Here is a 22968-nt window from a genome sequence, read left to right on the forward strand (position 1 = left end):
AACTCAACTTTCGCAGCATGAAATCGACAGATATGCCTTGATGTAACTGGGCAGACCGCCGATCCATTGCTGCAGTTGACGCTGAATGAGCGATGTGATCCTCTTACCGGCTTTCGTAGCAATATCGGTAATCAAATCAACCATTTGTTGCAGGGCAACCGCCCAATCGATGATGCCAACTTCATCGCAAAGTAAATAAAACAGTCCGCCAAGAGACCGCTGATCGGTGCTTTGTCGGTGCTGCCAAGCGAGCAGAATGTAACGTGAAAACACAATCGTCGTATGGCTCACGAGTAAGTCGTACGAGCGGCCCTGAAACTCTTTTTGCAGGCGCAACAGTGACTTGGCGCACTTAAAGAAGACTTCGATCTCCCAGCGCATCCGGTAGATCCGGATGATGTCCTGGGCGGTCAAAGCCAGATCCGTCGAGAGAATGGCAAGCCACTCGTTCTTCTTGGAACGATGACGTACAAACACGACCGTCACCGGGATGCCGGGGGCAAGATCCGTTCGGATTAGGCGAAGGATATAGCGGTTGTTGCCCTCGACACGCGGCGCAACAGCATACAGCTTTTTGAGGCACAGTCGCTGCCCGTTCACGAGGTAGCGCTTGTTATCGTTCTTCACCATGCCGATCACTTGCAGTCCGCGACGGGTGACTTCCTGAATGAGCGGTGCATGCGTAAACCAACTGTCCATGAGGACATACGACGCGGAAACGCCGGCTTGTATGGCACGGTCCAGCATAGTCGAGATCACTTGCGGGGCAGAGCAAAAGGCTTCCTGGCGGCGCTTGTAGCCATGAGTGCGTTTGTCGATACCTTCCATGATACCGTTAATACCGGACTTCGCGGAACTGAGCAGCGAAAAGTCCATGGGGATAAACGAATGGCCGTCTGACCAGCCCATCGTCAGCATGCGGAATCCCTTATAGAACGCACCCGTCGCATGATCCTTGAAGCGCGCTAGCATCTCGACGGTTTTACTCCGATTACGCTCGAACATGGAGTCATCGAAGATGAATGCCGTCTCACGGCTTTCCGAGGTCAGTTTCTCGATACGCTGCACGGTCTCGCCACTCAGCGACAGTAAGAACCGCCGCCATGCGTACCCGCCATGATTGAGAAACCGGTAAACGGCATCTTTGCCGGGAAACACCTCGCCTTTGTTACTTTCCAGCAGGCGAAACCAGTTCTTCTGGTGAAACAAAAGAACGAATACGAGGCGAAACAAGCAGGCACAGGTGAAACCAAACTTTTTCTTGAACCCCGCGGCATTTAAGTGTTTGAGCACATTCAGTTCTTGAAAAGCCGGTTTGATTTCTCTTGGCAGTTGATCGAAAGACTGCTTTTGTTCTATCATATAGAGGACACCTCTTCTGTATGGTAGTGATTGTTCGACACTCTCACTTTACCAAACGAAGCGGTGTTTTTCTATTTTCGTCAAGTGGATAATCCAATCGTTCTCAAATCCATGCAGTACGTGCTGTTAAGCTAATTTTGGCTCTGCGAAAGTTGAGTTAAAAACAACAAAAAATTTGTCATCGATATGCTTCAAGCAATGAAACAGTATGAAGTTAAGCCGGAATTTGAGATATTTAATCCTCCGATGTTTAAAGAATTCATGCGCTTGGTTGAGCTCGGTTATATTGAAGACAATGCTTATATCCAATTTATCATTGGTTCAATCGGCGGGATGAAGCCTACCTATAAAAATATTCAATGGATTCTCGACTCAGATAAAAAGGGTTTCACTTGGTCTGCAGCCGGAATTGCAGGAATGCAGTTACCGGTTAATTTCATTTCCATCTTAAATGGCTGTGATGTAATTCGGACAGGGATGGAGGACAATCGTTATTTATTGAAAGGTATTCCGGTAAAAAATAATGTGGAATTTGTAGATCGATCTGCAACGATGATTCGCATGTTAGGGTGTGAAGTGGCTGATTCCTTTGCAATGGCAAAAATATTGGGAGTAAAGGATCGAAAGTATGATTAAAATTGCGCAACCACAGATTGGTCAAGAGGAGATAAATGCAGTAAGTGCTGTATTGAAAAGTGGGCAATTGGCAAGCGGAGAGAATGTCTTGCAGTTTCAACGGGCATTTTCAGAGTATCTGCGCCATGGATTTTGCATTGCTGTCTCTTCTGGTACAACAGCTTTGGAAATAGCACTCCGAGCACTTGGAATCAAAGAAGGAGATAAAATCATTACCACCGCGTACTCATTTATTGCGACAGCCAATATGATTGTACATGCTGGAGGAATTCCACTTTTTGCGGATATTGATGAAACCACCTTGAACATCTCTGCCGATAGTATCGAACAGATTCTTCAAGAGCATGTAGGCGTAAAAGCTATCGTAATTGTTCATTTGTTCGGTCAAAGTTGTGATATGGATAAAATCACGGAAATTGCAAATCGGCACCGATTGCTGCTCATAGAAGATTGTGCGCAGGCACATGGGGCAGAATGGAAAGGACGTAAATTGGGAACATTCGGGGATGCTGGCGCATTCAGTTTTTACCCGACAAAGAATATGACAACCGCAGAAGGCGGTATGGTTGTTATGAAGGATGAAAAGGCAGCCGGCTTCGCAAGGCAACTCATTCAGCATGGGATTAAAGGAAGGAATCAATTTGAATTCATTGGATACAATTATCGTCTGTCTGAGATTGCAGCGGCGATTGGTTTATGTCAACTAAAAAAGCTGGATCATTTCAATTCTGTTAGAAGAAAAAACGCAACGTATTATGATGAAAATATTGCGCATTGCAACATAATCAAGCCGCAAGAGGTTCGTGGGGTAAGGCATGTATATAATCAATACGCATTGCGTATTTTGAATGGGAAAAGGGATGCATTTATTGCATATATGGAAAAGGAAGGGATAGGTACTTCCATTTATTATCCCTATACGATTCCGGAGCAAGCCTGTTATAGATCGACTGATTTTTTAGAAAAAGAATATGATAAAAGACTAGAAGTTACAAACAGAATGAAACATGAAGTGGTCTCAATTCCTGTTCATCCAGGAGTAATGCAAGATGAAATAGAGAGAATTGTTACCGCGATCAATCATTTCGAAGTATAAGTAACCAACGTCAAATAATTGAACAGGCTGAAAAGCTCCTACGAATGGAGATGGCTAAAAAGTGATTCATGAAAGTGCGTATGTTGGCCAGAATTCAATTATAGGAAAAAAAGTCAGCATCGGTGAATTTTCCATCATCGGTGATCAAGTGAGTATTGGTGATGGAGTAACCATTTGCAGCCATACAAAGATTCATGCAAACACTTCCATAGGCAGCGGTACATGCATTGGAAGTGTTTGTTCTATTGGTGCCTTGCCAAATCTTAAAGGTTTTGATAAATCAATCGCATCCGGACTTATTATTGGTTCAAATAATATGATCAATGATCATACAGTCATTGCGAGGTCGAAAGATCCGGACAGCAATACAATCATTGGAAATAGCAATCATATTGGACACGGCGCATATCTGGGCCATGACGTAATAATAGGAAATTCAGCCACACTGTCTGCCCATGTACGGATTTCCGGGTACACCAAGGTCGATGATTATGCCCATGTTGGTATGTCTGCGTTCACACATCAGTTTTCTAGCGTGGGCAAATATGTAATGATCGGTGCAATGGCTAAGGTGGTCAGGGATATCCCGCCTTATTTTCTGGTAGATGGCAATCCTGCGCTGATCAAAAAAATAAACAAAGTCGGCTTGGAAAGACAAGGCTTTACTGCTGAACAGATCCATCAATTGGAGCGCATTCTAGATGCACTTGCTAAAAGCTCCTACCCTTCTTTAAATAATGAAGATCGAGCGAAGCTGATGAGGCAATTTCAAGCATGTGAGTTGTTCTTAAAGTTGATGCAATTTATTGATAATTCAAAAAGAGGGTGCTTGAGAATTGATGTATAGTGAGGCCGTTGAAAAGATTTTTCAACATTTAACCTATAAGGACTGCGTGATTTCATTTTGTCATGACGACTACCGAAAGATTACCGGCGGTGCACAAAAATACGAAGTAGAACATCAAAAAATGATGAATGATCGCAACATTTCTAATGTTGCATTATTCACTGTCAGTAATCAAGATGTGCATACCATCGGATCTAATAATTTGCTTGTAGAAGTTGTGATTGATGGTGAAACAACGTGCTTTTTGGCGGCATGGCAAGTGGGACATTGTTTTGGAAATCTTATTGCAGCAAACAAAATCAATCTCTTACGCATTTTTCTCAATAGTTTATTCGGTATGAATATAGCAATGATTGATGAGATCGTCAGCAGAATAAAAGAAAAAAAGGATATAGAGCTCCTTCATATCTTGCATGATTATTACTCCATTTGTAGAAATATTTATTTGTTTTATAATGATGAGGAATTTTGCGGTCCGGCACCCGTCGGTTCACCTCGTTGTGCAACCTGTCGTCACGGGGAGGGCCGCGAAGCGCAATATGACAGTATAAATGAGCTGTTTATCAAACATAAAGTAGTCGTCGTGGCACCTTCGGAAAATGGGAAACGGATATTTTTACGTATATTTCAGCATTTAGAGCAAAATGTTCGCGTTGTTTCCCATCAAAATATCATACCGTCGAAAAATATATCTACTTCCTATTCATTGGAAGATCGCAGAATAAGAGTCGCATATCCAGGCCATCCCCTCAGCAATAAGGGCTGGGATGCTTGGGTAAAGTTGAATGGAATTTCCAATAAATCAGATTATGAATTTTATCATTTTTTTTACGCTAATATAACGTTGCCTGAGACGATTTTTGTTGACACGAGTTTTCACAATGGTTCTACGCAGGATACAACGTCAAGGCTGATAGAACATGAGATTGACGTTGTACTTCTATGGTCAAACTGGTTTGGCACATATAATTACACCTATTACGAAACTCTTGCGGCGAACTGTTTTGTTATCACATACAAAGACAGCGGCAATATTGCAGATCAGACAAAGCATTTTAACAATGGACTTGTTTTGGATTCTGAACAAGAACTGGTTGCATTGTTTAACAATACGAAAAAATTAAAAGAGTGCATTGCTAGGCACAAAAATTCTGATGTGATTTACCGAGTGGTTGTAAATAACCAGCTGGCAGACGAACTTATGGATCAGAGACTTTTTTTAAGCTCAACCTAAAAAACAACGGTTCATGTATTGAAATTCAAGAGTTTCCAGTGGTCTTTAAAAGACAGCAAGGCGCCTGCTATCCATCTTCCTGAGCGTGTATATTTCCTGAAAGTCTCATCTTTCTCCATATCACTCCCCTCCTGCACTCTACTATAAACCCAACTACTATACGTCAGAATCAAGCGGAGAAGTCATATAAATGACTAAAGGACAAACTCGTCTATTCATTCACAAAAAGAAGTATGCCTATTATCCGGTAACCGTCAGCAGCACGAAAATCGTGTTCGTCAGCCCGTGCGCGATCATGCCGGGAATGACTGATTTCGTGTTCTCATAAGTCCAAGCGAAAATCAGGCCTGCGACAAAACTGATTGCGAGTGTGTTGTAGGTCGGAATATGAGCCGCCATGAAGATGGCCGAACTTAAGAATGAAGCCCATCCCCTGCCGCAGCGCGTGCGCAACCAGCGGTACAGAAAGCCCCGGTAGAAAATTTCCTCATAGACGGGCGATACGATGCCTGCTGACACAACGGCAATCAGGACCGTGAATAGGGATATCTGGCTTTGAATACTCTCTGTTTTGCTATTTTCATAGCTTCCTCCAAAAAGGGACATCAGGTACAATATCAGCAGGCTCGCCGCGAGCAGAACGAAAGACCAAATGGCGATGGACATCAGGTATTTGCGGGGAAAGGAGCGGATGCCTACCTCAGCCCACCCCATCTTTTTGGGGAGCAAGGAGGCCGGAGGCAGACGCCTATACTCAGAAGAGGATTTGCTTAGACTGGAGAAAATCATGCTGCTGAAGTCGTTATCACTGCCTCTTAGCGACATTCAGAGCCTACTGGACGAGCTGTCGATCCGGCAAATTCTTAAAGCGCATCAGAAACTTTTGGAGAATCAGTTAGCTCAGCTTCAATAGAGCTTGAATAATACGACATCGCTGCTTCATTTCCATGAGCTTGAAGGAGAGTTCCACTGGGATACGCTGCTTCCGCTCGTGCAAAGATCCCAGCCGGGTCCGAAGCCGTGGCAGGCTTATTTTAATGATGAGGAGCTTCAGGTGCTGAAAGCCCGCCTCCCCAAGCTGGAAAATAATGACGAGTTAACTCGGCAGTGGATTGGGCTCATCGTCCGTATTGAACGATGCATTCAAGAGGGCACCAGGCCGCAATCGGCAGAGGGCGCAGCGATTGCAGCGGAGATCGTTCGGCTCTCGGAGCTGACCTTTGCGGGAGACATAGCGCTGATGAATAAATTTTGGGAGCGGAAGGATCCCGCCTCGACAGATCAGGGCTTGGTTCCTATTCGTCAAGAGGTCATTCAATTTATCGAGGATTGTCTGACTCATTCATGAATTCCATCAGCATATAGCCGACTATTTAAAAAATAAGTTGATGCATGACAGCAATGCTGCCTAATGATAAAAATGCATGCACCGTCCGAGACGAATGCATGCGTTAGTTAATACGTTCTATCTACTCCCTTGTTATATCAAATTGATAGAACTCTCCCTTTTTATTAATAAAACCCCTAACGCTTGGCTCGCCGCTCTTTGTAAACGTAAACAGGTTAGCCGTTTCGCCTTTTCCCCGCGTTACGCTGTAACCCGTCAAATCAATGCCAAACACTTTCTTCACTTGTGGCTTGACGGAGGCTAGCACTTTAACGTTTTTGAATTTGCTGTATTTGTTATCGTTAATGCTTAATAAAGATCCAACCGAAGCCGAGGATATAAAGTAACTTGTTGGCGCACCCGTTTCTCCATCAATCCCTATCTGAATGTTTTTATCATCCTTGCTTAAAGCTCTAAACCCCCAAGAAGATTTATTCTTAATAAAGGTCAAATTACCTTCCGTTATTTTGAAGGATTTACTTGCATTCAACAACTGTAACAGCTTCTCAGCACCTTTTTTTACGGTTGGAGGCACTTTATCATACGAATAACTCAGCCGAATGACGTCTACCTTGTCATCCATCAGGATGACCGACACCTTTTTATTTCTTAAGGCTGTAAGTATCTCCCCATCTTTATAATAGGAGCGTTGCGCTGTATTAAAAGAAGCCGTTTGTGATGGATCAAGCTCCTGAAGAGCCTTTAAAGCCGCCTTCCTCAATGGACTTCCAGACAATCTCGGATGAGCTTGACAGCTCTTTGACCACGTTGTTCAGCTTCTCGATAGTCTCCTTATCGAGCGAGTCCAGCGTTATGCTTTGCTTCTGCTCGGCAGCAGGCTTTGCTTCGGCAGCGTGCATGCTTACGGGCGCTGCCATAAGCAGCAGGCTGGTTACGGATAAGATAGCAATTAATTTTTGGTGTGATTTCATTACATAATTCCTCCTAGTGGTTGTCTTTCACATGTAAGATATTTCAGCTTGCGGTTTAGTTTTGGCGGCAGGAAAAAAAATCCTGTGACAAGCAGGTTCGGGGCAGGATGATTCCAAGACCGCATGTGGTTTGACCGCCAGCATGCCAAGCTCGCATAACACGCGCACTGGGAAAGGCATTTCCAGCCAAACACGATATGCTGCCAATCGCTTTTCTCCACTCTCCCACTCGTTCAGAATGGGTATCCCGCCGATAGGTGAGGTTACCTTTGAGTCACATGTGCCCGTTGCTTCCCAGATGATGCAGCAACATCACCGTAAGATAACATCGTCTAGCGACTGAGACATGCGGAAATCGGTAGATGCTGAGCGAAGGGGAGAGTGGGCAAAAGCGCGGAATAGATAAGGAGGACATCTCGACAGTGGTAAAATGTTCGATAACCTCTCCCGTGTCAACGATTAACAGGCACAAAATCTGGGAGCTGCGGGGGCTATGCTTGCCGTACAACGTTTTTCTCACCGTACTGAACCTACTGAACCATTGGGAGAGTGGAGCTAAGGATGAAAGAGTACTTCCTGTTGGATGAATGCAGATAAACAGCATGATGTTGCTTTTCATTCCAATCACCATTCGATCCATTGGAAAATATACAGTCTACTGGCGTGTTTGGAGCGAAAGCTCGCCTTTCTATTGGAAATCGTCCAGCCAAAACCGGGATTTCCTCTGTACACAACCGTTCAAGCCGGATCCCACTGGATCTTTTCCAGTGGTTCTACATCTTGTCGCACTCAAATCGCCAAAACGTTGGACAGAATCCAATCTCTGCCCAGAGAAGACAAGGCAACATGACTAACAAAGCTAACACCCCTTCCCTCATGTTGCAGTCCAGCAGACGAAAGACACCAAAAAGGCATAAAAGCAAGACCTCAGTTCAGGGGAGCTGAACCAAGGTCTGGAAAGTAGAAAAGTAGATTCGAGCATGCTAACATGTTCGACTAGTCGAGATGTCAGCCAGCAGCAGGAGGATTATTTATCCTTCAGCTTGAACAGGCCTTTCCTCCGCCGGCTTGACCGGGGCCCGCTTGCGGATGGTGGCAGCGGCATCGCTATCGCGGATACGAAGCGCAACGCATAGACCTATAAGCAGGAAGCTTGCGGCGCCGATCAGAGCCGCGCGGTAAGCCAACAGATTGGGCTCCATGCCTCCTGTGGCATTCACCGTACTTGTGCCTGCTGCGGCTAGAATGCCGGACAGAATCGCCAAGCCTATTGCCGGCCCAAGCCTGTTCTGCACAGTGAACCAAGTGGAGGCGCGCCCCATCGAAGATGGGGGAATGTTGGCGAAGGCCGCGATCTGCACGGCGCCGACCGTATGCCCCAAGAAGATGCCGACACCGAACAGCAAGCTCCGAATAAGCCACGGGTTAGTGTCGGAGCCGATCATGCTCAGCAGCACAAATATAGCAGCCGTGCACAATAGCCCTATGATGATGACACGTTTCGGTCCAAGCCTCGGATAAGTCCAAGGCACAAGCTGGGAAGCAAGCATAAGGCCCAGCGCCTCCGGGAAGGTGGTCAGGCCAGTGTCAAGCGCCGAGGCGTGCAAAGCATTCTGGTACATCAACGGGAACACGTAGAGCATGCCCAGCAAGCCCGCTGCAGCGAACATGGCGACGAGACCTGTCGTGCGGAACAGGCGGTCGCCTAACAGCCGCAGATCAAGCAGCGGCTGCTTCACGCGCAGCTCGACGGCGACAAGGGCGGATATGAGAATAAGGCCCATCCCCCCTGTTGATAAGATCGCAGGGGAATTCCACCCTTGCATTGGACCTTGGCTCAGCGCATACATCATCATAGCCAAGCCAGGCGCCGATAGGAGGAGGCCTGGAAGATCCAAGCGTCCCGCCTCTGGCTCCTTATGCTCTTTCAAATACAGGATGCCGAACAGCAAAGCAGGAATCCCGATCGGCAGATTGACATAAAATATCCAGCGCCAAGAGAAATGTTCGACTAGAAGCCCGCTCACAATCGGCCCAACTGCAGGGGCAACCGCAATTGGGAGAATGAGGGCCCTGGATACCTTGGCCCGCTCCTGAGGAGGAAAGGTTCGGAACAGCATCGCTATTCCTACGGGAGTAAGCAAGCCGCCGCCGATGCCTTGCACAACCCGAAATACGGTCAGGGCTGTCAAATTATCGGCTAAGCCGCACAGTGTCGAGGCTCCTGTAAATAAAGCGAGCGCAAGCAAAAAAGTGCGCTTCGTCCCCCATTTGTCGCCAAGCCAGCCCGCCACCGGCAGAACGATGGCGAGGCTTACTAAGTAGCCGACATTGAGCGCTCCCGATGCGGCAGGCGGAACTTGAAGCTCCTGGCTGATCGTCTGCAGCGCAACGTTCAGGACGGTGGCGTCCATGGCAACCACGAACATGGCTGCCACGTATACGATGCACACTACCTTTTTCGGATTCAACCAAGCCTTCATTACCTCTCTCCTTGAACAAGAACCGAAGAGCCGTATAGGCTGCGGGGCCGCAGATCCGTCCATAGCGAGTTGATGTAATCCAAGCACACCTGGCGCATCTCCGGCCCCAGAACAGGGCTCCAACCCTCTGGCACCATGGCGAAGGCAGGCCAAAGCGAATATTGTCCCTCGTCATTCATCAGCACCAGATAAGAGCCGTTCGCTTGCTCAAATGGATTAGTCATAGATTAGCTCCCTCCCATCAAGTCTTGTTGCCGCGCCGTTTGCAGACTTCAGCTTGGCCAAGAGGCTAGCCCCGATCTCGGCAAGCGGTCCAGGCTGACACAGGTCCTTATGCCGGCATGCGATATCATGCCGCTCGATCTGTCCGCCTATATAAGGAACCCACATCTCCGGTTCAATCGGATCGAACCAGTCCGGTATGATGGTCGAACGGAAGAACAGCAGATCTCCCTCGAATCTTCGCGGAACATAAGCCCCTAAAAGACGAACCGAATTCTCATATGTTTCTTTCAAATTCATAATGGTAGCTTCATCAAGGCTTGCCAATGCGCTGCTGTCGCTGCGAAGAATCTCGATCGCGGTGGCGATATTGAGCGGAACGTCGCCAATGCTGTCCTTATCGTAGCCGCCCAAAGCAAGCAGCGCGGTCAGCGCCTCCTCCTCATCCGGTTCTCCGCGAATAGGCAGGTAATGGCTTGGGTAAGCGTCAAGCATGGCCAGAAAAGCGACCTCTTCTCCCTCTTCTTGCAGCTGTACGGCCATGGCATGCGCCACATTGCCCCCAAGAGACCAGCCTAGCAGCCGGTACGGACCGGCAGGTTGAATCGAGCGAATATGTTGAATATAATCTGCCGTCATCTCCTCCAGCGTCTTCGGAAGCTCCTCGGACTGGGCAATGCCGCGGGCCTGCAAGCCATAGATTGGATAATCCATGCCCAGATGCTTCATCAGCCCGGCATAGCACCAGCTTAGTCCGCCTGCAGGATGGACGCAGAACAGCGGCAGCTGAGCGCCGTGCGTTCTGAGCGGCAGCAGAACCTGCAGCGCGCTGTGCCCGCCGCCCATATCGAGCCTTTCGGCGAGCCCGGCTGCGGTAGGAGCCTCGAAGAGAACGGCAATGCTCAGTTCCCTGCCCATCGCTTCGCGGATGCGGCTGATGAGGCGGACCGCAAGCAGCGAATGGCCGCCCAGCTCGAAGAAGCTGTCATCAATCCCCACGCGCCGCACCCCGAGCACTTCGGCGAACAAATCACATAGAACTTCCTCCTGCGGCGTTCTCGGGTTACGGCCGTCAAGCGCCAAGGAGACATCAGGCGCCGGCAGCGCCTTGCGATCCAGCTTGCCATTCGGAGTGAGCGGCAAAGCATCCATGCCAATCATCGCAGACGGCACCATATAATCAGGCAAAATGGAGGCGGCATATCGGCGCAGCTCGGCCGGTTCAAGGCTTGCTTCCGCGGCGAACACCACATAAGCTGCCAGACGCTTGTCTCCCGGCTGATCCTCGCGCACCACTACCGCTGCCTGGGCCACCTCGGGATGCCGGGCAAGCACGGCTTCGATCTCGCCCGGTTCGATCCGGAAGCCTCGAATCTTCACCTGATGGTCAGCTCGGCCCAGATAATCTAGTGAGCCGTCGGCGAGCCGCTTCGCCAAATCTCCGGTGCGGTACATTCTGGTGCCCGGGGGGCCGAATGGATCGGCAACGAACCGCTCTGCCGTCAACCCCGGACGTCCCCAATAACCGCGGGCCAGCCCAGCGCCGGCGACATACATTTCCCCCGTCACTCCGGGCGGAGCAGGCTGCAGCGCATCATCCAGCACATACACTCGAAGATCTGGTATTGACCGGCCGATGAGGCTGTTGGCTCCCGGGGCAGCGCTGTGCTGGTGAAGCTCATTGTAGCTGACATGCACGGTTGTCTCGGTAATGCCGTACATGTTGATCAGTCTGGGAGCATGATCCGGATGGCGCTGATACCAGTCCTCCAGCCGGCCAAGCTCCAGCGCCTCGCCGCCGAAAATAACATACCGCAGGGAGAGCGTCTGCCCCAGCTCAGGTTGTTCCCGATCCGCTTGCATCAATTGATAGAAGGCGGACGGCGTCTGATTCAGGACGGTCACGCCCTCTTGCGAGAGCAAATGCAGGAACTCGCCCGGCGACCTGCTGATCGTATGCGGCACCACCACGAGACGGCCGCCATGCAGGAGCGGACCCCAGATTTCCCACACCGAAAAATCGAAGGCATAGGAATGAAACAATGTCCACACATCATCAGAGTCAAAGTGGAACCAATGCTCGGTAGCCGCAAACAGCCGCACCACGTTCTGATGAGGAATGAGCACTCCTTTAGGCCTGCCCGTAGATCCTGAAGTGTAGATGATATAGGCCGGACTAAGCGGAGACAGACGCCCCCTGCGTTCATGGTCGCTTGGGTTGGCTGGCGAATATTGCCGCAGCCGCTCCTCGGCTCCAGACTCATCCAGCACAATTCGCGGCAGGCTTCCCGTATCAGGCAGCTTGGAAGATACGTGAGTGCTTGTCATCATACAGACCGGACCTGCGTCCTCCAGCATATAAGCGAGCCGTTCGACAGGATAGTCCGGATCGAGAGGCAGATAGGCAGCCCCTGCTTTCAGCACGGCCAGCACGCCGACAACCATTTCTATAGACCTCGGCAGCGCCAAAGCCACAATCTGCTCGGCACCTACTCCTTCTGCGATGAGCAGATGCGCGAGCCGATTCGCCCGGATGTTTAGCTCCTCATAACTCAGGGAGTCTCCTTCGTAGACGACAGATACAGCCTCAGGCGAACGGACCACCTGCGCCTCGAACAGCTCCGGAAGAGTGCCTTCCCGCGTTGCGGTCGCAGGCGCGCTCCATTCCATCAGGATGCGGTGACGCTCTTCCGTCGTTAAAATATCAAGCTGTCCGATAGACTTACTCGGTTCAGTAGCAGTAGTCTCCAGCACGCGCAAATAACGAGCTGCCAACGCATCGGCTGTACTGCGCTTGAACAAATCCGCACTGTATTCCACAATTCCATCCAAGCCGTCAGGCGCGCCATTCGCATCGCGGCGCTCATTCAGCTCCACCGTCAGGTCGAACTTCGCCGTGCCCACGCTTTGAAGATGAAGGCTGGCTGCAACACCCGGCAGATCCAGCGCTGCATCCGGCGTATTTTGCAGCACCAGCATAATCTGGAAGAGCGGATGTCTGGCCCGGGATCGGACGGGGTTAAGCACTTCTACGAGACGCTCAAACGGCAAGTCCTGATGCTCGTACGCAGCCAGGCTAACCTCGCGGACCCTGGCAAGCAGTTCGCGGAAGCTTGGGTCGCCTGACGTGTCGGTGCGAAGCACCAACGTATTGATGAAGAAGCCGACAAGACCGTCAAGCGCATCGTCGCTCCGTCCGGTTATCGGGCTGCCGATCGGAATATCGGTGCCAGCGCCAAGCCGTGTGAGAAGAACGGCCAGTGCGGCTTGCAGCACCATGAATAGGCTCGCCTTGCTGTCACGGGCAAGCTCTAATAACTGGCCGTGCAGCTGCCTGCTAATCTGGAAATGGACGGTGCCGCCTTGGTAGCTAGCTGCCGGTGGTCTCGGATAATCAGTCGGCAGATCCAGCTGCTCCGGCAGGCCCTTAAGCGTCCGCGTCCAGAAGTCGAGCTGGCGGGCAATGAGACTGCCGGAATCGCCAGCGCTCCCCAGAAGACGCTCCTGCCAGATCGCATAGTCCGCATATTGCACCGGCAGCGGCGGCCATACAGGAAGCTCGCCCCGGCAGCGTGCCGCATAGGCAGCGGACAGATCACGGGATAACGGGGTCAGTGACCACCCGTCCCCGGCAATATGGTGCAGCAGCAGCAACAGCACATGCTCGTTCGGAGCGAGCATGAACAGTTGGGCCCGCAGCGAAGGCTCAGCCGATAGCTGGAAGCTGTAACGCACGGCTTCCGCAAGCCGTTCCGGCAGTTCCGCCTCGCTGGTCTCCGTCAGGATCAGCTCAGGCTGTGCTTCTCCAGCATCCAGAATAAGCTGGCGCGATGTACCTTGCGTATCGGGAAACACCGTACGCAGTGTCTCATGCCGGTTCACCACATCGCCGAGAGCCGCCTCCAGCGCCTGCAAATCCAGTTCTCCGGACAAACGGGCTACAAGCGGAATATTATAGGTCGGGTTGGGCCCTTCCAGACGATACAGGAACCATAAACGCCGTTGGGCGAAGGACAACGGAACGCTCTCAGGCCGCACGGCCGGTCGTATAGCCGGTCTGGCCTCCTGCGCATAGTCGATCCGTTTGACAAGTTCCGCAACCGTAGGCGCCTCGAAAAGACTGCCGATGTTTAGTTCGACGCCAAATGCCTCACGGATGCGAACCATTACCCGCCCGGCAAGCAAGGAATGACCGCCCAGCGCGAAGAAGTCGTCATCGATGCCGACACGGGACAGGCCAAGCACTTCGGCGAATAGAGCGCATAGAATCTCCTCCTGCGGTGTCCGGGGGCCGCGTCCCGCAGCCGTCATGCCGAGATCAGGCGCTGGCAATGCCTTGCGATCAATCTTTTTGTTCGGCGTCAAAGGCATGGCATCAAGCGTGACGATAGCCGCTGGGACCATATAATCGGGCAGCTTGCCGGCGACATAACGGCGAAGCCCAGCCGGATCGATTCCGGACGAAGAGGCCGGAACCACATAAGCGACCAAACGCCGATCCCCCGGCTGGTCCTCACGGACCATCACCGTTACTTGAGCAACGTCAGTGTGCATGGCAATCAGAGCCTCGATTTCGCCCACTTCGATCCGAAAACCGCGCAGCTTAATCTGATGATCGGCACGACCCAAGTAATCGATGGAGCCGTCCGCCAGCCATCTCACGAGATCGCCTGTGCGGTACATCCGGGTGCCCGGCGGACCGAACGGATCCGCCACGAACCGCTCCGCCGTCAGATCCGGCCGCCCCAAGTAGCCGCGGGCCAAGCCGGCACCCGCAATATACAGCTCCCCCGCCACTCCCGGCGGAACAGGCTCCAGCCCTGCATCCAGCACATATAACCTCGTATTCCAGAGCGGACCTCCAATGGACGGCTTACCCGTGCGCTCATTACCCAGCAGTGCAGCTGTCGAATAAATGGTCGTTTCCGTCGGGCCATATTGGTTGTTGACTTGGCAATTCAGATCTTGCAGGGCAAGCTTAAGTCCGATCGGGAGCGCCTCGCCCCCGGTTATAATCGTAAGCCCGTCGAACTTGTCAGGATTGCTGGCAGCAAGCGATTGCCACAGTGTCGGGGTCGCCTGCATAATCGTAGCTCCCGTGTCCCTGATCCTTTGCGCCAGTGCAGACGGATCCAGAATCGTATCCTTCCGAGCGATATCTATGCTGGCTCCGGTCGTGAGAGGCAGCAGCACCTCCATGACAGAAATATCAAATGAGATCGTCGTAACAGACAGCAGCCGATCCTGCCCATCAAGCGCAAACCGATCCCGCATTGCCAACAGCAGGTTGGCCAGACCTTCAAATGTGAGCAATACACCCTTAGGTCTGCCCGTCGAGCCGGAGGTGTAAATGACATAAGAAGGGTGAAGCGGCGACAAGCGGCCTGTACGGTCAGCATCATTAGGATTATGCATAGCATGCTGCCCAAGTCTGTCAATGGTTGCAGGCTCATCAAGCACGATCTTAGGAGCCGCACCGGAATCCGGCAGTCTGGAGACAACCTCCGTGGCCGTTATGAGGCACATCGGTCCGGCGTCTTCCAGCATATAAGCAATCCGATCGGACGGATAATCCGGGTCGATCGGCAAATATGCCGCTCCCGTCTTGTGCACCGCCAGTATGGCGACGACCATCTCTACCGACCGCGGCAGCGCCAGAGCCACAATCCCCTCTGGACCGGCACCGTGCGCAATCAGCAGATGCGCAAGCTGGTTAGCACGCGCGTTCAACTCGGCATAACGCAGTGTTGCATCATCAAAGACAACCGCAACCGCATCATGGGTGCGGGCAACCTGCTCCTCGAACAATCCCGGCACGCTCGTCTGCGGCAGATTATGCGCGGTGTTATTCCACTCGCTCAACACCTGACGGCGTTCTTCGGGCAGAAGCAGTTCCAGCCGCCCGATCGGCTGGCCGGGGGCAGCAGCGGCAATCTTGTCCAGCAAATGCAGAAAGCGCCGCTGATGCAGCATCAACTCGCTTGCGCTGTAAATCGCAGGGTTCGCATCAAAGTCGATACGAAGTCCGTTGCCGTCGGAGCTGCAGTACACGTTAATCGTCAGATCATCCACAGGCCCTGCCGACAGGTTGCGTGTCCTTCCCCGATAGCCGGCAAAGCTCAGATCCTCGACAAACGGCATCACATTAATGAGAGGGCCGAACAATCTCCGGTTGTCCCCCAGCAATTTCAGGTCGCGACGCAGGTCCTGATGACGATAGTTCTGGTGCCGTCTTATATCGCGGATTTCCCGGGACACCTGCTGCAGCAGCTCGCCCAGACTCATATCCGGCCGGACCGCCACACACAGAGGCAGCAAATTCATGACCATGCCGGGAACGCGCAGCGCTGCGGAGCCCAGCCGGCACATCACGGGCAAGCCGAGTATGATGTCGTCTGCGCCGGTCAGCCGATGTACGTAGACGGCGGCAGCCGCAATCAAGACATCCGGCCAGCTTGTCCCCGACCCGCTTGCAGCCGCCTGCCAACCGTTCATGACGGGTGACGGCAGCTGCGCGGATCGGCGCAAAAAGCTGCGCGATGTCCGCTGCGCGCGCTCGCCCAGACTGACCGCTTCGGGTTCATCGGCGAAGCGCGCCAACCAGAATTGACGATCCTGCTCCAGCCGCTCTGATGCGCGATAAGCTGCATCTTCCTGCAGGATGGAGCGCAAAGAACCAAATGCCTCCTCACCGATCGGCAGATCGTAGGAAAGCGCGGTATAAATCTGAGCGACCCTTCGTGCCAGAAGCGAGAAGCCATAGCCATCGATTGCAATATGATGAATGCGCTGGTACCAGTAGAAACGATCGGGAGCGAGCTTGAACAGCGCTTCCGTAAACAGCGGGCCGCTGAGCAGGTCGACAGGCTGGGCCAAATCATGCTTCATCCATGCTTCTGCCGCTTCGTGCGGGTCCTCTCGCCCGCTGACATCTATGATATGCAGCGGCCAGCCGGAAGACGGGACGATAGTCTGCCAAGGCCCGTCCCGATCCTCTCCGAAGCGGACATGCAGCGCTTCCGCCTCCGTCACGGCCCGGCGCAAAGCAGTCTCGAAGCGTTCTGGATCAACAGGTCCATGGATTTCTACACATTCACCGGTATTGAATATCGGGTTGTCTGGATCAAGCTGCTGCGCGAACCAAATACCGGACTGCGCTCCCGACAGAGACCATCGGACCCTCTCCTGATCAGGCATGATAGTGACCTCCTTCTATACAGTAAAATAATCATAGTTGGGCAAGGTTTTGCTCAGCCTTGAAGATAACAGCTTCCACCAGTCAGCCAATGTGGGCTGCTCGGCCAGCTCCACGAAGCTCACCGCGGCTCCGCTGCGGCGCCACCGCTCCACCAGGCTCATAATCCGGATGGAATCAAGTCCCCACAACATAATCAGGTTGTCATTATCCGCAATCTTGGACGGCTGTTCCTGCAGAAGTCCTGCCACTTCCTCACGCACGGATTGCTGCGTCAACGGCCAGCGATCAGCCTCAGGCGCAGCTTCAGGTGTAGATTCAAATTCAGATGCAATTTTAGGCGCTGATTCAGGCGTTGCAGCCTGCGAATCCACCAGTTCATTTACGAGACGCTGCGTCGTTATCGTGACCGCGCACCGTTCGGCCGCATAAGTGAGAGCCATCCGATGCTTCTCCGCAGAAAAATCAGCTACCGCATCGGCGATGAAGAAAGGCTGCACATCCTGCATGAATGCTTCGCATGAGGTTAGCAGGCATCCAATATGGGCGTAAATGCCGCATACCATCAGCTGATCCCGGCCGCGCTGCCGCATCATGTCCAGCAGATCGGTCTTCTGAAATGCGCTGTAACGCCACTTGGTCATCACAATATCGTGCTCGCCGGGAGCAACCTCTTCCACAAACTTTTTCTGATAAGGCCCATCGTCAATGCCCGGGCCCCAGAAATCCTGCAGCAATCCGCGCTGCTCGGGGTTCTGTCCGCCAGGCTGCGCCGAGTACACAACAGGTATTCCGAGATCGGCGCAATGAACACGGAGCTTCCGGATGTTCGCCAGCAGATCTACGACAGGCGATTCGTCAACATTGAAGGCGTCGAGGAAGTATTGCTGCATATCATGAATAAGAAGAACGGCACGTCTTGGATCAGGTGTCCAAGCCACCTTGTTCGCCGGCAGATCAGACTCCACAGGCATCGGATAAGGAAGAATGGATGGAAGAGCCATAATATCTCCTCTTTTCAGCATTATTTTGGTACGTTAGCTAGAGACTTCTGCTTCTTGGCAATGAGTTCGCGCAGTGTCTTTTTACTCACCTTGCCTACCCCTGTCTGGGGGAACGAATCCACGAACTCCACCCGATCAGGGATTTTGTAAGCCGCTAGCCCGCGTCCTCTAAGAAAGGCTTTGAGTTCAGCATCTGTCAGCGACGAGGAATGATAAGGAACAACGAATGCGCACGTGCGCTCGCCGAGGAACTCGTCCGGCATCGCTACCACCGCTGCATCGTGCACCCCGGGATGAGCGAGGAGGTGATTCTCTACCTCCTCAGCCGCCACCTTGTCTCCGCCGCGGTTAATTTGGTCTTTATCGCGGCCCTCAATGACCAGATAACCAGCTGAGGTCAATCTGGCGAGGTCGCCTGTACGGTAAAATCCATCTGTCGTGAACGCCTTGGCATTATGCTTCTCGGCCTTGTAATAGCCGCGAATGGTATAAGGCCCGCGCGTCAGCAGATGCCCCACTTCGCCTGAGGCGACTTCACAATCATCATCGTCCACCAACCGGACTTCATCATATGGCGACATCGGTCTGCCTTGCGTGTTCACAATAATCTCTTCCGGATCATCCAGTCTGGTGTAATTGACCAGCCCTTCCGCCATCCCGTAAACCTGCTGCAGGGTGCAGCCCATCGCCGTGCTTACCCGCTTGGCCGCCTCCGCGCTGAACTTGGCTCCGCCGACCTGCAGCACCTGAAGATGGGACAGGTCGTAACGGCGAGATGCCGCCGCGTCGAGCCAGATCAATGCCAGCGGCGGCACTACGGCCGTAATCGTGACGCGCTCCTCCGCAATGAGAGGGAACGCTTCGTCCGGGCTGGCTCCACGCGCAAGAACGACTCTGCCGCCGGCATATAGCGTCCCGAGCACTCCGGGCGAGCTAAGTGGGTAGTTATGGGCGACAGGGAGCACCGCCAGATATGCGCTATTCTCATTCAAGGAGCAGATCTCCGCGCTTACCCGCAAGCTGTAAATGTAGTCATCGTGCGTCCGGGGAATCAGCTTCGGGAGCCCAGTCGTCCCGCCGGACAGCTGGAGAAAAGCGACATCGCCAGGGCTTGGCCCCTCCATTCCGCTTACGGGGTCGGCATACAAGTTGCCCAGCGCCGTAAACTTCCCCGGGTCTCCCGCCACAATGACGTGACGCAAGGCTGGAGCAGCCTCCTGCACCTGTTCAGCAAGGTCCCGGTAATCAAATCCCGAGTCTGTATCAGGGATAATGTAAGCCACCGCTTCGGTGAACTCGCATAAATAGGCGATCTCGCTCTTTCGGTGCACCGGCAGGGAGAAGACAGGCAGCGCTCCTAAGCGGAACAGCGCAAAGATAGCTTCAAAGAATTGCGGGATATTGGGCAGCTGAACGATAACCCGATCCTGCGGCTGAATCCCCAATTTGCGGAATCCGGCAGTGAGACGGTCTGCTCTGGCGTCAAGCTCCGCATAGCTCATCCGCTGATCGCCGCTGACGATGGCAATGCGATCCCCATGGGCTGCGGCGCGCTGCCGCAGCATGTCACCGAATGTCTCTCCCCGCCAACATCCTTCCTTGCGATAGCGATCGGCCAATTCCTTAGGCCATGTTGGGCATCCTGGCAGCATCAATCATCCCTCCCGCGTCATCGATAGTTGTTGTTGATTCAGCCCCATGGCAAGCAGCAGCGTGCGGAACTTGGCTGAAGTCTCCGCAAGCTCGGCAGCCGCGTTCGAACCGGCAACGATTCCCGCTCCGGCGAATAGACGCAGCGATCGTCCTTCCGCCTCTGCACAGCGGATCGTGACGGCCCACTCTCCGTCGCCATTCGCATCGCACCAGCCGACCGTTCCCGTATAGAACTCCCGATCGAATGGCTCAATCTCATGAATAACATCGCGGGCCAGATCCGTAGGCGTTCCGCAGATGGCAGGCGTCGGATGCAGCGCCATTGCGAGCTCAAGCGATGAGACCGAGGCATCGGCAAGCTCCCCGTTTATTTCGGTGGAGAGATGCCACATCGTCTTCGTCTGCACAAGCGATGGTCCAGTGGGAACATCTAATTTTTTACAATATGGACGAAGCGCGGCCACGACAGCATCGATGACCACTTCATGCTCATGTCTGTCCTTAGCGGAGGCCAGCAGTGCGGCCGCCCGCCGCTTATCCTCGATGGGATCATCGCTGCGGGCCGCGGAGCCTGCCAACGGATTGGCCTTGATCTGCAATCCTGTCTTCGTGACGAGCAGCTCCGGACTGGCTCCAATGAGCGTTCGGGGACCTTCGTGCGCATCCGCTGCGCATTCCTCTCTCTCTGCCGCCAGATTGACGGCAAAGGTATAACCATGGGTATTGTGATAGGCCAAATTGCGCAGCAGCTGATGGACATCGACAGCTTGCGGCGACGTAATGTGCAGCGTTCTTGACAGCACCACCTTCTGAAGCGCGCCTGCGCTAAGACGAGCCAACACTTGGTTCACGCCATCCTCATATTTTTCCGGCTCCGGAATCGCACGCATCTCACATACTGACGCCACTGGCTGTTCCATCTGAATGCCCGGCTCGAAGCTCAGAGGCCCTGCCCAATGGATAGCGTTCGGCACGATAAGCTGTGCAGGCTTCGTAACATCAAAAGGAATCGCTCCTGCAACAACCGGCACCTCATGCCCGGCTTGTCTAGCCGCGGCCAGAAGATCGGCAACGCGGCGCGTCAGGCTAATCCCTTCATCCTGCTCTTGAGCGTGCCACCGCGCCCATTGTCCCTGTGCCAGCAGGGTCCGTCTTGGTGAAGAGAAAAAGAAGGACGATCCCGTCCGGTATTGTTCCAGCAGCTGTGTGGCAGACGCTGCAGGAGCAGCATCACACTTCAACATTTCTACCATCTCCCTTCTATGTATCAACATCCCAAAGTTGCACCGCCGTCGACGCACAAGTCATGCATCGTAATATGCCGCGCCCGGTCGGATACGAGAAAGATCACTGCATCGGCAATATCCGAGGGCATGGCCAGCTTCCCAAGCGGTATTCCCAAGCGGAATGCCTCCGGCGACCCGGCGATGACAGCCTGAGCTCCGTCCTCACCGCTCCATAGCGCCCGCTGCATAGCCGTATCCGTGGATCCAGGCGACACGATGTTGCAGCGGATATTGTGCCGGGCGTACTCCAGCCCCAGACATTTGGTGAACATAGTAGCCGCAGCCTTCGAAGCCGCATAAGCCGACATCTGCGCGCGCGGCACCCCGGAAGCATTCGATCCCACTGTCACGATCGAACCTGAATTGCGGAGCGCCATACGCCTTACTATAGAACGGGACACATAGAACACGCCGTTGACGTTAACGGCGAAGGTCGCCTTCCAATCCTCATCGCTGAGCGATTCGATGGGCCCTATTCGCAGCAGACCAGCCACATTGACAACAATTTCAATGGGACCCAGCTCATGCTCGATCCGTTCCACCACTTCATCAACGGCAGAGCTGTCACCCACGTCTGCGGGGTATGCCACAGCATGGAGACTGCTGGCACTTAGGTCAGCGACGAGACCGCTAAGGCCAGCGGCATTCCGATCTACTGCAGCAACGATGGCCCCGAGCCCGGCAAGGGCCCGTGCCACCGCTTCCCCAATGCCTTGAGCAGCGCCTGTGACCAAAGCGACTTTTCCCCTGATTCCTGCACTATCCACCTTTTCAACCCCTCTTTATTTCTCTGGATTTAAAGCAAATCGCAAGGCCCGGCTGATCAGAATCGGCAGCACCGATACATGGCCTTCATCTTCAAATTCTTTGTATACTGCTCCCACTCCACGACTAGAGAGAGTGGTTAGGCGTTCCGAGAGCTCCCTTGCGCTGTCGCAATTGCGGGAGACGTGACTTTTCTCCAGCTCTCCTACACCAAGCAGCAGTTGAACGTTGACAGGCTCCTCCTTCACGCGGTCTGTAAATTTCTGTTCCTGTTCAAGCAAATATTGCTTGTTCCAATGGATGGATGGACTGCCTGCGATATAGTACTGAAATGCGCCCGGCTTAGTAAACAACGCATACAACGTGAACAGACCGCCGAGAGAATGCCCGAAAATCGTCTGCCGATTGCGGTCGATCTGGAACTCGCTTTCTATCTGCGGCTTCAGCTCCTCCTCGATGAATTGAAGGAACGCCGCTGCTCCGCCTTGCTCAGGCAAAGCCGTGCCATCAGACTTGTGGCGGTATTCGGTAGTTGGAACTGGCGTGAAATCATAAAAGCGATCCGGTGCATACGGTCCATCCGTCTCATAGCCGATACCTACAATTATCGCAGGCATCACTCCAGTCTTATCCGGCCGGCGGCACTGCAGGCGCACCGCCTCCGCCATCGTTCCGAATACGGAATTTCCATCCAGCAAATAGATAACTGGAAATCCTGAGGGAGGAGGCGCTCCCTCAGGTTGCGCCACGATAAGCCGATATGTCCGGTTCTCTGCGCGCGAGCGCATCATCCATTGTTCCGCTCGGGGAATATCGACCTTGCGGCGCGCGATATCGTTGAGCGTGGTTGTCTGTTTCATCTAATC

The 22968-nt window shown here is 52.9% G+C and carries 17 protein-coding genes and 1 pseudogene; 6 read left to right on the plus strand and 12 right to left on the minus strand.

The features are described from left to right. Positions 1-3: 3 nt before the first annotated feature. Positions 4-1362, minus strand: a complete 1359-nt coding sequence (locus A372_RS0103145; RefSeq protein ID WP_019419388.1) for an IS4 family transposase — start codon at positions 1360-1362, stop codon at positions 4-6. Positions 1363-1533: 171 nt separating this feature from the next. Here A372_RS0103145 and A372_RS0103150 point away from each other — a divergent pair. The 4 genes and pseudogenes from A372_RS0103150 to A372_RS0103165 all read left to right on the plus strand — a co-directional run. After that, positions 1534-1998: pseudogene (locus A372_RS0103150) on the plus strand (3-keto-5-aminohexanoate cleavage protein); the annotation flags it as partial. Beyond that, positions 1991-3094 carry a DegT/DnrJ/EryC1/StrS family aminotransferase gene (locus A372_RS0103155; RefSeq protein ID WP_019419390.1) on the plus strand — a complete coding sequence of 368 codons (1104 nt, stop codon included), beginning with the start codon at positions 1991-1993 and terminating at the stop codon, positions 3092-3094. The pseudogene A372_RS0103150 and the gene A372_RS0103155, both read left to right, overlap by 8 nt. Positions 3095-3155: 61 nt before the next feature. Further along, positions 3156-3941: a hypothetical protein gene (locus A372_RS0103160; protein ID WP_019419391.1), complete on the plus strand. Its 786-nt coding sequence runs from the start codon at positions 3156-3158 to the stop codon at positions 3939-3941. Next, a complete protein-coding gene (locus tag A372_RS0103165) occupies positions 3931-5175 on the plus strand; it encodes a hypothetical protein (RefSeq protein WP_157259411.1) in 1245 nt (414 codons plus the stop codon). Before A372_RS0103160 ends, A372_RS0103165 begins: the two co-directional genes overlap by 11 nt. 240 nt (positions 5176-5415) lie before the next feature. Here the strand turns inward: A372_RS0103165 and A372_RS35265 are convergent, their stop codons facing one another. Next, the gene (locus A372_RS35265) at positions 5416-6000 is read right to left on the minus strand and encodes a CPBP family intramembrane glutamic endopeptidase (RefSeq protein WP_157259412.1); all 585 of its coding nucleotides are present in this window, start codon (positions 5998-6000) and stop codon (positions 5416-5418) included. On the opposite strand from A372_RS35265, the gene A372_RS39430 reads away from it, so the two are divergent. Together A372_RS39430 and A372_RS35275 are read left to right on the plus strand one after the other, a co-directional pair. Beyond that, positions 5942-6088, plus strand: a complete 147-nt coding sequence (locus tag A372_RS39430; RefSeq protein ID WP_157259413.1) for a hypothetical protein — start codon at positions 5942-5944, stop codon at positions 6086-6088. The genes A372_RS35265 and A372_RS39430 overlap by 59 nt on opposite strands. Before the next feature lie 3 nt (positions 6089-6091). Further along, positions 6092-6523, plus strand: coding sequence for a hypothetical protein (locus A372_RS35275; RefSeq protein ID WP_019419396.1), 432 nt, complete (start codon positions 6092-6094; stop codon positions 6521-6523). 121 nt (positions 6524-6644) lie between these two features. Here A372_RS35275 and A372_RS0103190 read toward each other — a convergent pair whose 3' ends face one another. The 10 genes from A372_RS0103190 to A372_RS0103240 form a co-directional block, all read right to left on the minus strand. Then, positions 6645-7283, minus strand: coding sequence for a hypothetical protein (locus A372_RS0103190; RefSeq protein ID WP_192813585.1), 639 nt, complete (start codon positions 7281-7283; stop codon positions 6645-6647). Beyond that, positions 7246-7494: a hypothetical protein gene (locus A372_RS0103195; RefSeq protein WP_019419398.1), complete on the minus strand. Its 249-nt coding sequence runs from the start codon at positions 7492-7494 to the stop codon at positions 7246-7248. The genes A372_RS0103190 and A372_RS0103195 overlap by 38 nt, the downstream gene beginning before the upstream one ends. Positions 7495-8525: 1031 nt before the next feature. Then, positions 8526-9977: a DHA2 family efflux MFS transporter permease subunit gene (locus A372_RS0103205; protein ID WP_019419400.1), complete on the minus strand. Its 1452-nt coding sequence runs from the start codon at positions 9975-9977 to the stop codon at positions 8526-8528. Continuing rightward, positions 9977-10201: an MbtH family protein gene (locus A372_RS0103210; protein ID WP_019419401.1), complete on the minus strand. Its 225-nt coding sequence runs from the start codon at positions 10199-10201 to the stop codon at positions 9977-9979. The genes A372_RS0103205 and A372_RS0103210 overlap by 1 nt, the downstream gene beginning before the upstream one ends. After that, positions 10194-17396, minus strand: a complete 7203-nt coding sequence (locus A372_RS0103215; protein ID WP_019419402.1) for an amino acid adenylation domain-containing protein — start codon at positions 17394-17396, stop codon at positions 10194-10196. Before A372_RS0103215 ends, A372_RS0103210 begins: the two co-directional genes overlap by 8 nt. A gap of 15 nt (positions 17397-17411) precedes the next feature. After that, on the minus strand, positions 17412-18398 hold the full coding sequence (locus tag A372_RS0103220) for an isochorismatase (RefSeq protein WP_019419403.1): 987 nt from the start codon (positions 18396-18398) through the stop codon (positions 17412-17414). A gap of 20 nt (positions 18399-18418) precedes the next feature. After that, entirely contained in the window at positions 18419-20050 is a 1632-nt protein-coding gene (locus A372_RS0103225) for a (2,3-dihydroxybenzoyl)adenylate synthase (protein WP_019419404.1), read from the minus strand. Between the two features lie 3 nt (positions 20051-20053). After that, positions 20054-21295, minus strand: coding sequence for an isochorismate synthase DhbC (gene dhbC / locus A372_RS0103230; protein WP_019419405.1), 1242 nt, complete (start codon positions 21293-21295; stop codon positions 20054-20056). A 23-nt stretch (positions 21296-21318) separates the two neighbouring features. Then, the gene (locus A372_RS0103235; RefSeq protein ID WP_019419406.1) at positions 21319-22104 is read right to left on the minus strand and encodes a 2,3-dihydro-2,3-dihydroxybenzoate dehydrogenase; all 786 of its coding nucleotides are present in this window, start codon (positions 22102-22104) and stop codon (positions 21319-21321) included. A gap of 15 nt (positions 22105-22119) precedes the next feature. Then, positions 22120-22962 (minus strand): alpha/beta hydrolase, encoded by an 843-nt coding sequence (locus tag A372_RS0103240; protein ID WP_019419407.1) that lies wholly within the window; start codon positions 22960-22962, stop codon positions 22120-22122. Between the last annotated feature and the right edge of the window lie 6 nt (positions 22963-22968).

The organism is Paenibacillus sp. OSY-SE, from assembly GCF_000283315.1.
Lineage (GTDB): Bacteria > Bacillota > Bacilli > Paenibacillales > Paenibacillaceae > Paenibacillus_B > Paenibacillus_B profundus.

Coding starts and splice junctions, on each gene's coding strand:
- A372_RS0103205 (WP_019419400.1), bottom strand. CDS start 9,977: ATGAAGGCTTGGTTGAATCCGAAAAAGGTAGTGTGCATCGTATACGTG.
- A372_RS35265 (WP_157259412.1), bottom strand. CDS start 6,000: ATGTCGCTAAGAGGCAGTGATAACGACTTCAGCAGCATGATTTTCTCC.
- A372_RS0103225 (WP_019419404.1), bottom strand. CDS start 20,050: ATGCTGCCAGGATGCCCAACATGGCCTAAGGAATTGGCCGATCGCTAT.
- A372_RS0103145 (WP_019419388.1), bottom strand. CDS start 1,362: ATGATAGAACAAAAGCAGTCTTTCGATCAACTGCCAAGAGAAATCAAA.
- dhbC (WP_019419405.1), bottom strand. CDS start 21,295: ATGTTGAAGTGTGATGCTGCTCCTGCAGCGTCTGCCACACAGCTGCTG.
- A372_RS0103195 (WP_019419398.1), bottom strand. CDS start 7,494: ATGAAATCACACCAAAAATTAATTGCTATCTTATCCGTAACCAGCCTG.
- A372_RS0103155 (WP_019419390.1), top strand. CDS start 1,991: ATGATTAAAATTGCGCAACCACAGATTGGTCAAGAGGAGATAAATGCA.
- A372_RS0103240 (WP_019419407.1), bottom strand. CDS start 22,962: ATGAAACAGACAACCACGCTCAACGATATCGCGCGCCGCAAGGTCGAT.
- A372_RS0103215 (WP_019419402.1), bottom strand. CDS start 17,396: ATGCCTGATCAGGAGAGGGTCCGATGGTCTCTGTCGGGAGCGCAGTCC.
- A372_RS0103210 (WP_019419401.1), bottom strand. CDS start 10,201: ATGACTAATCCATTTGAGCAAGCGAACGGCTCTTATCTGGTGCTGATG.
- A372_RS0103220 (WP_019419403.1), bottom strand. CDS start 18,398: ATGGCTCTTCCATCCATTCTTCCTTATCCGATGCCTGTGGAGTCTGAT.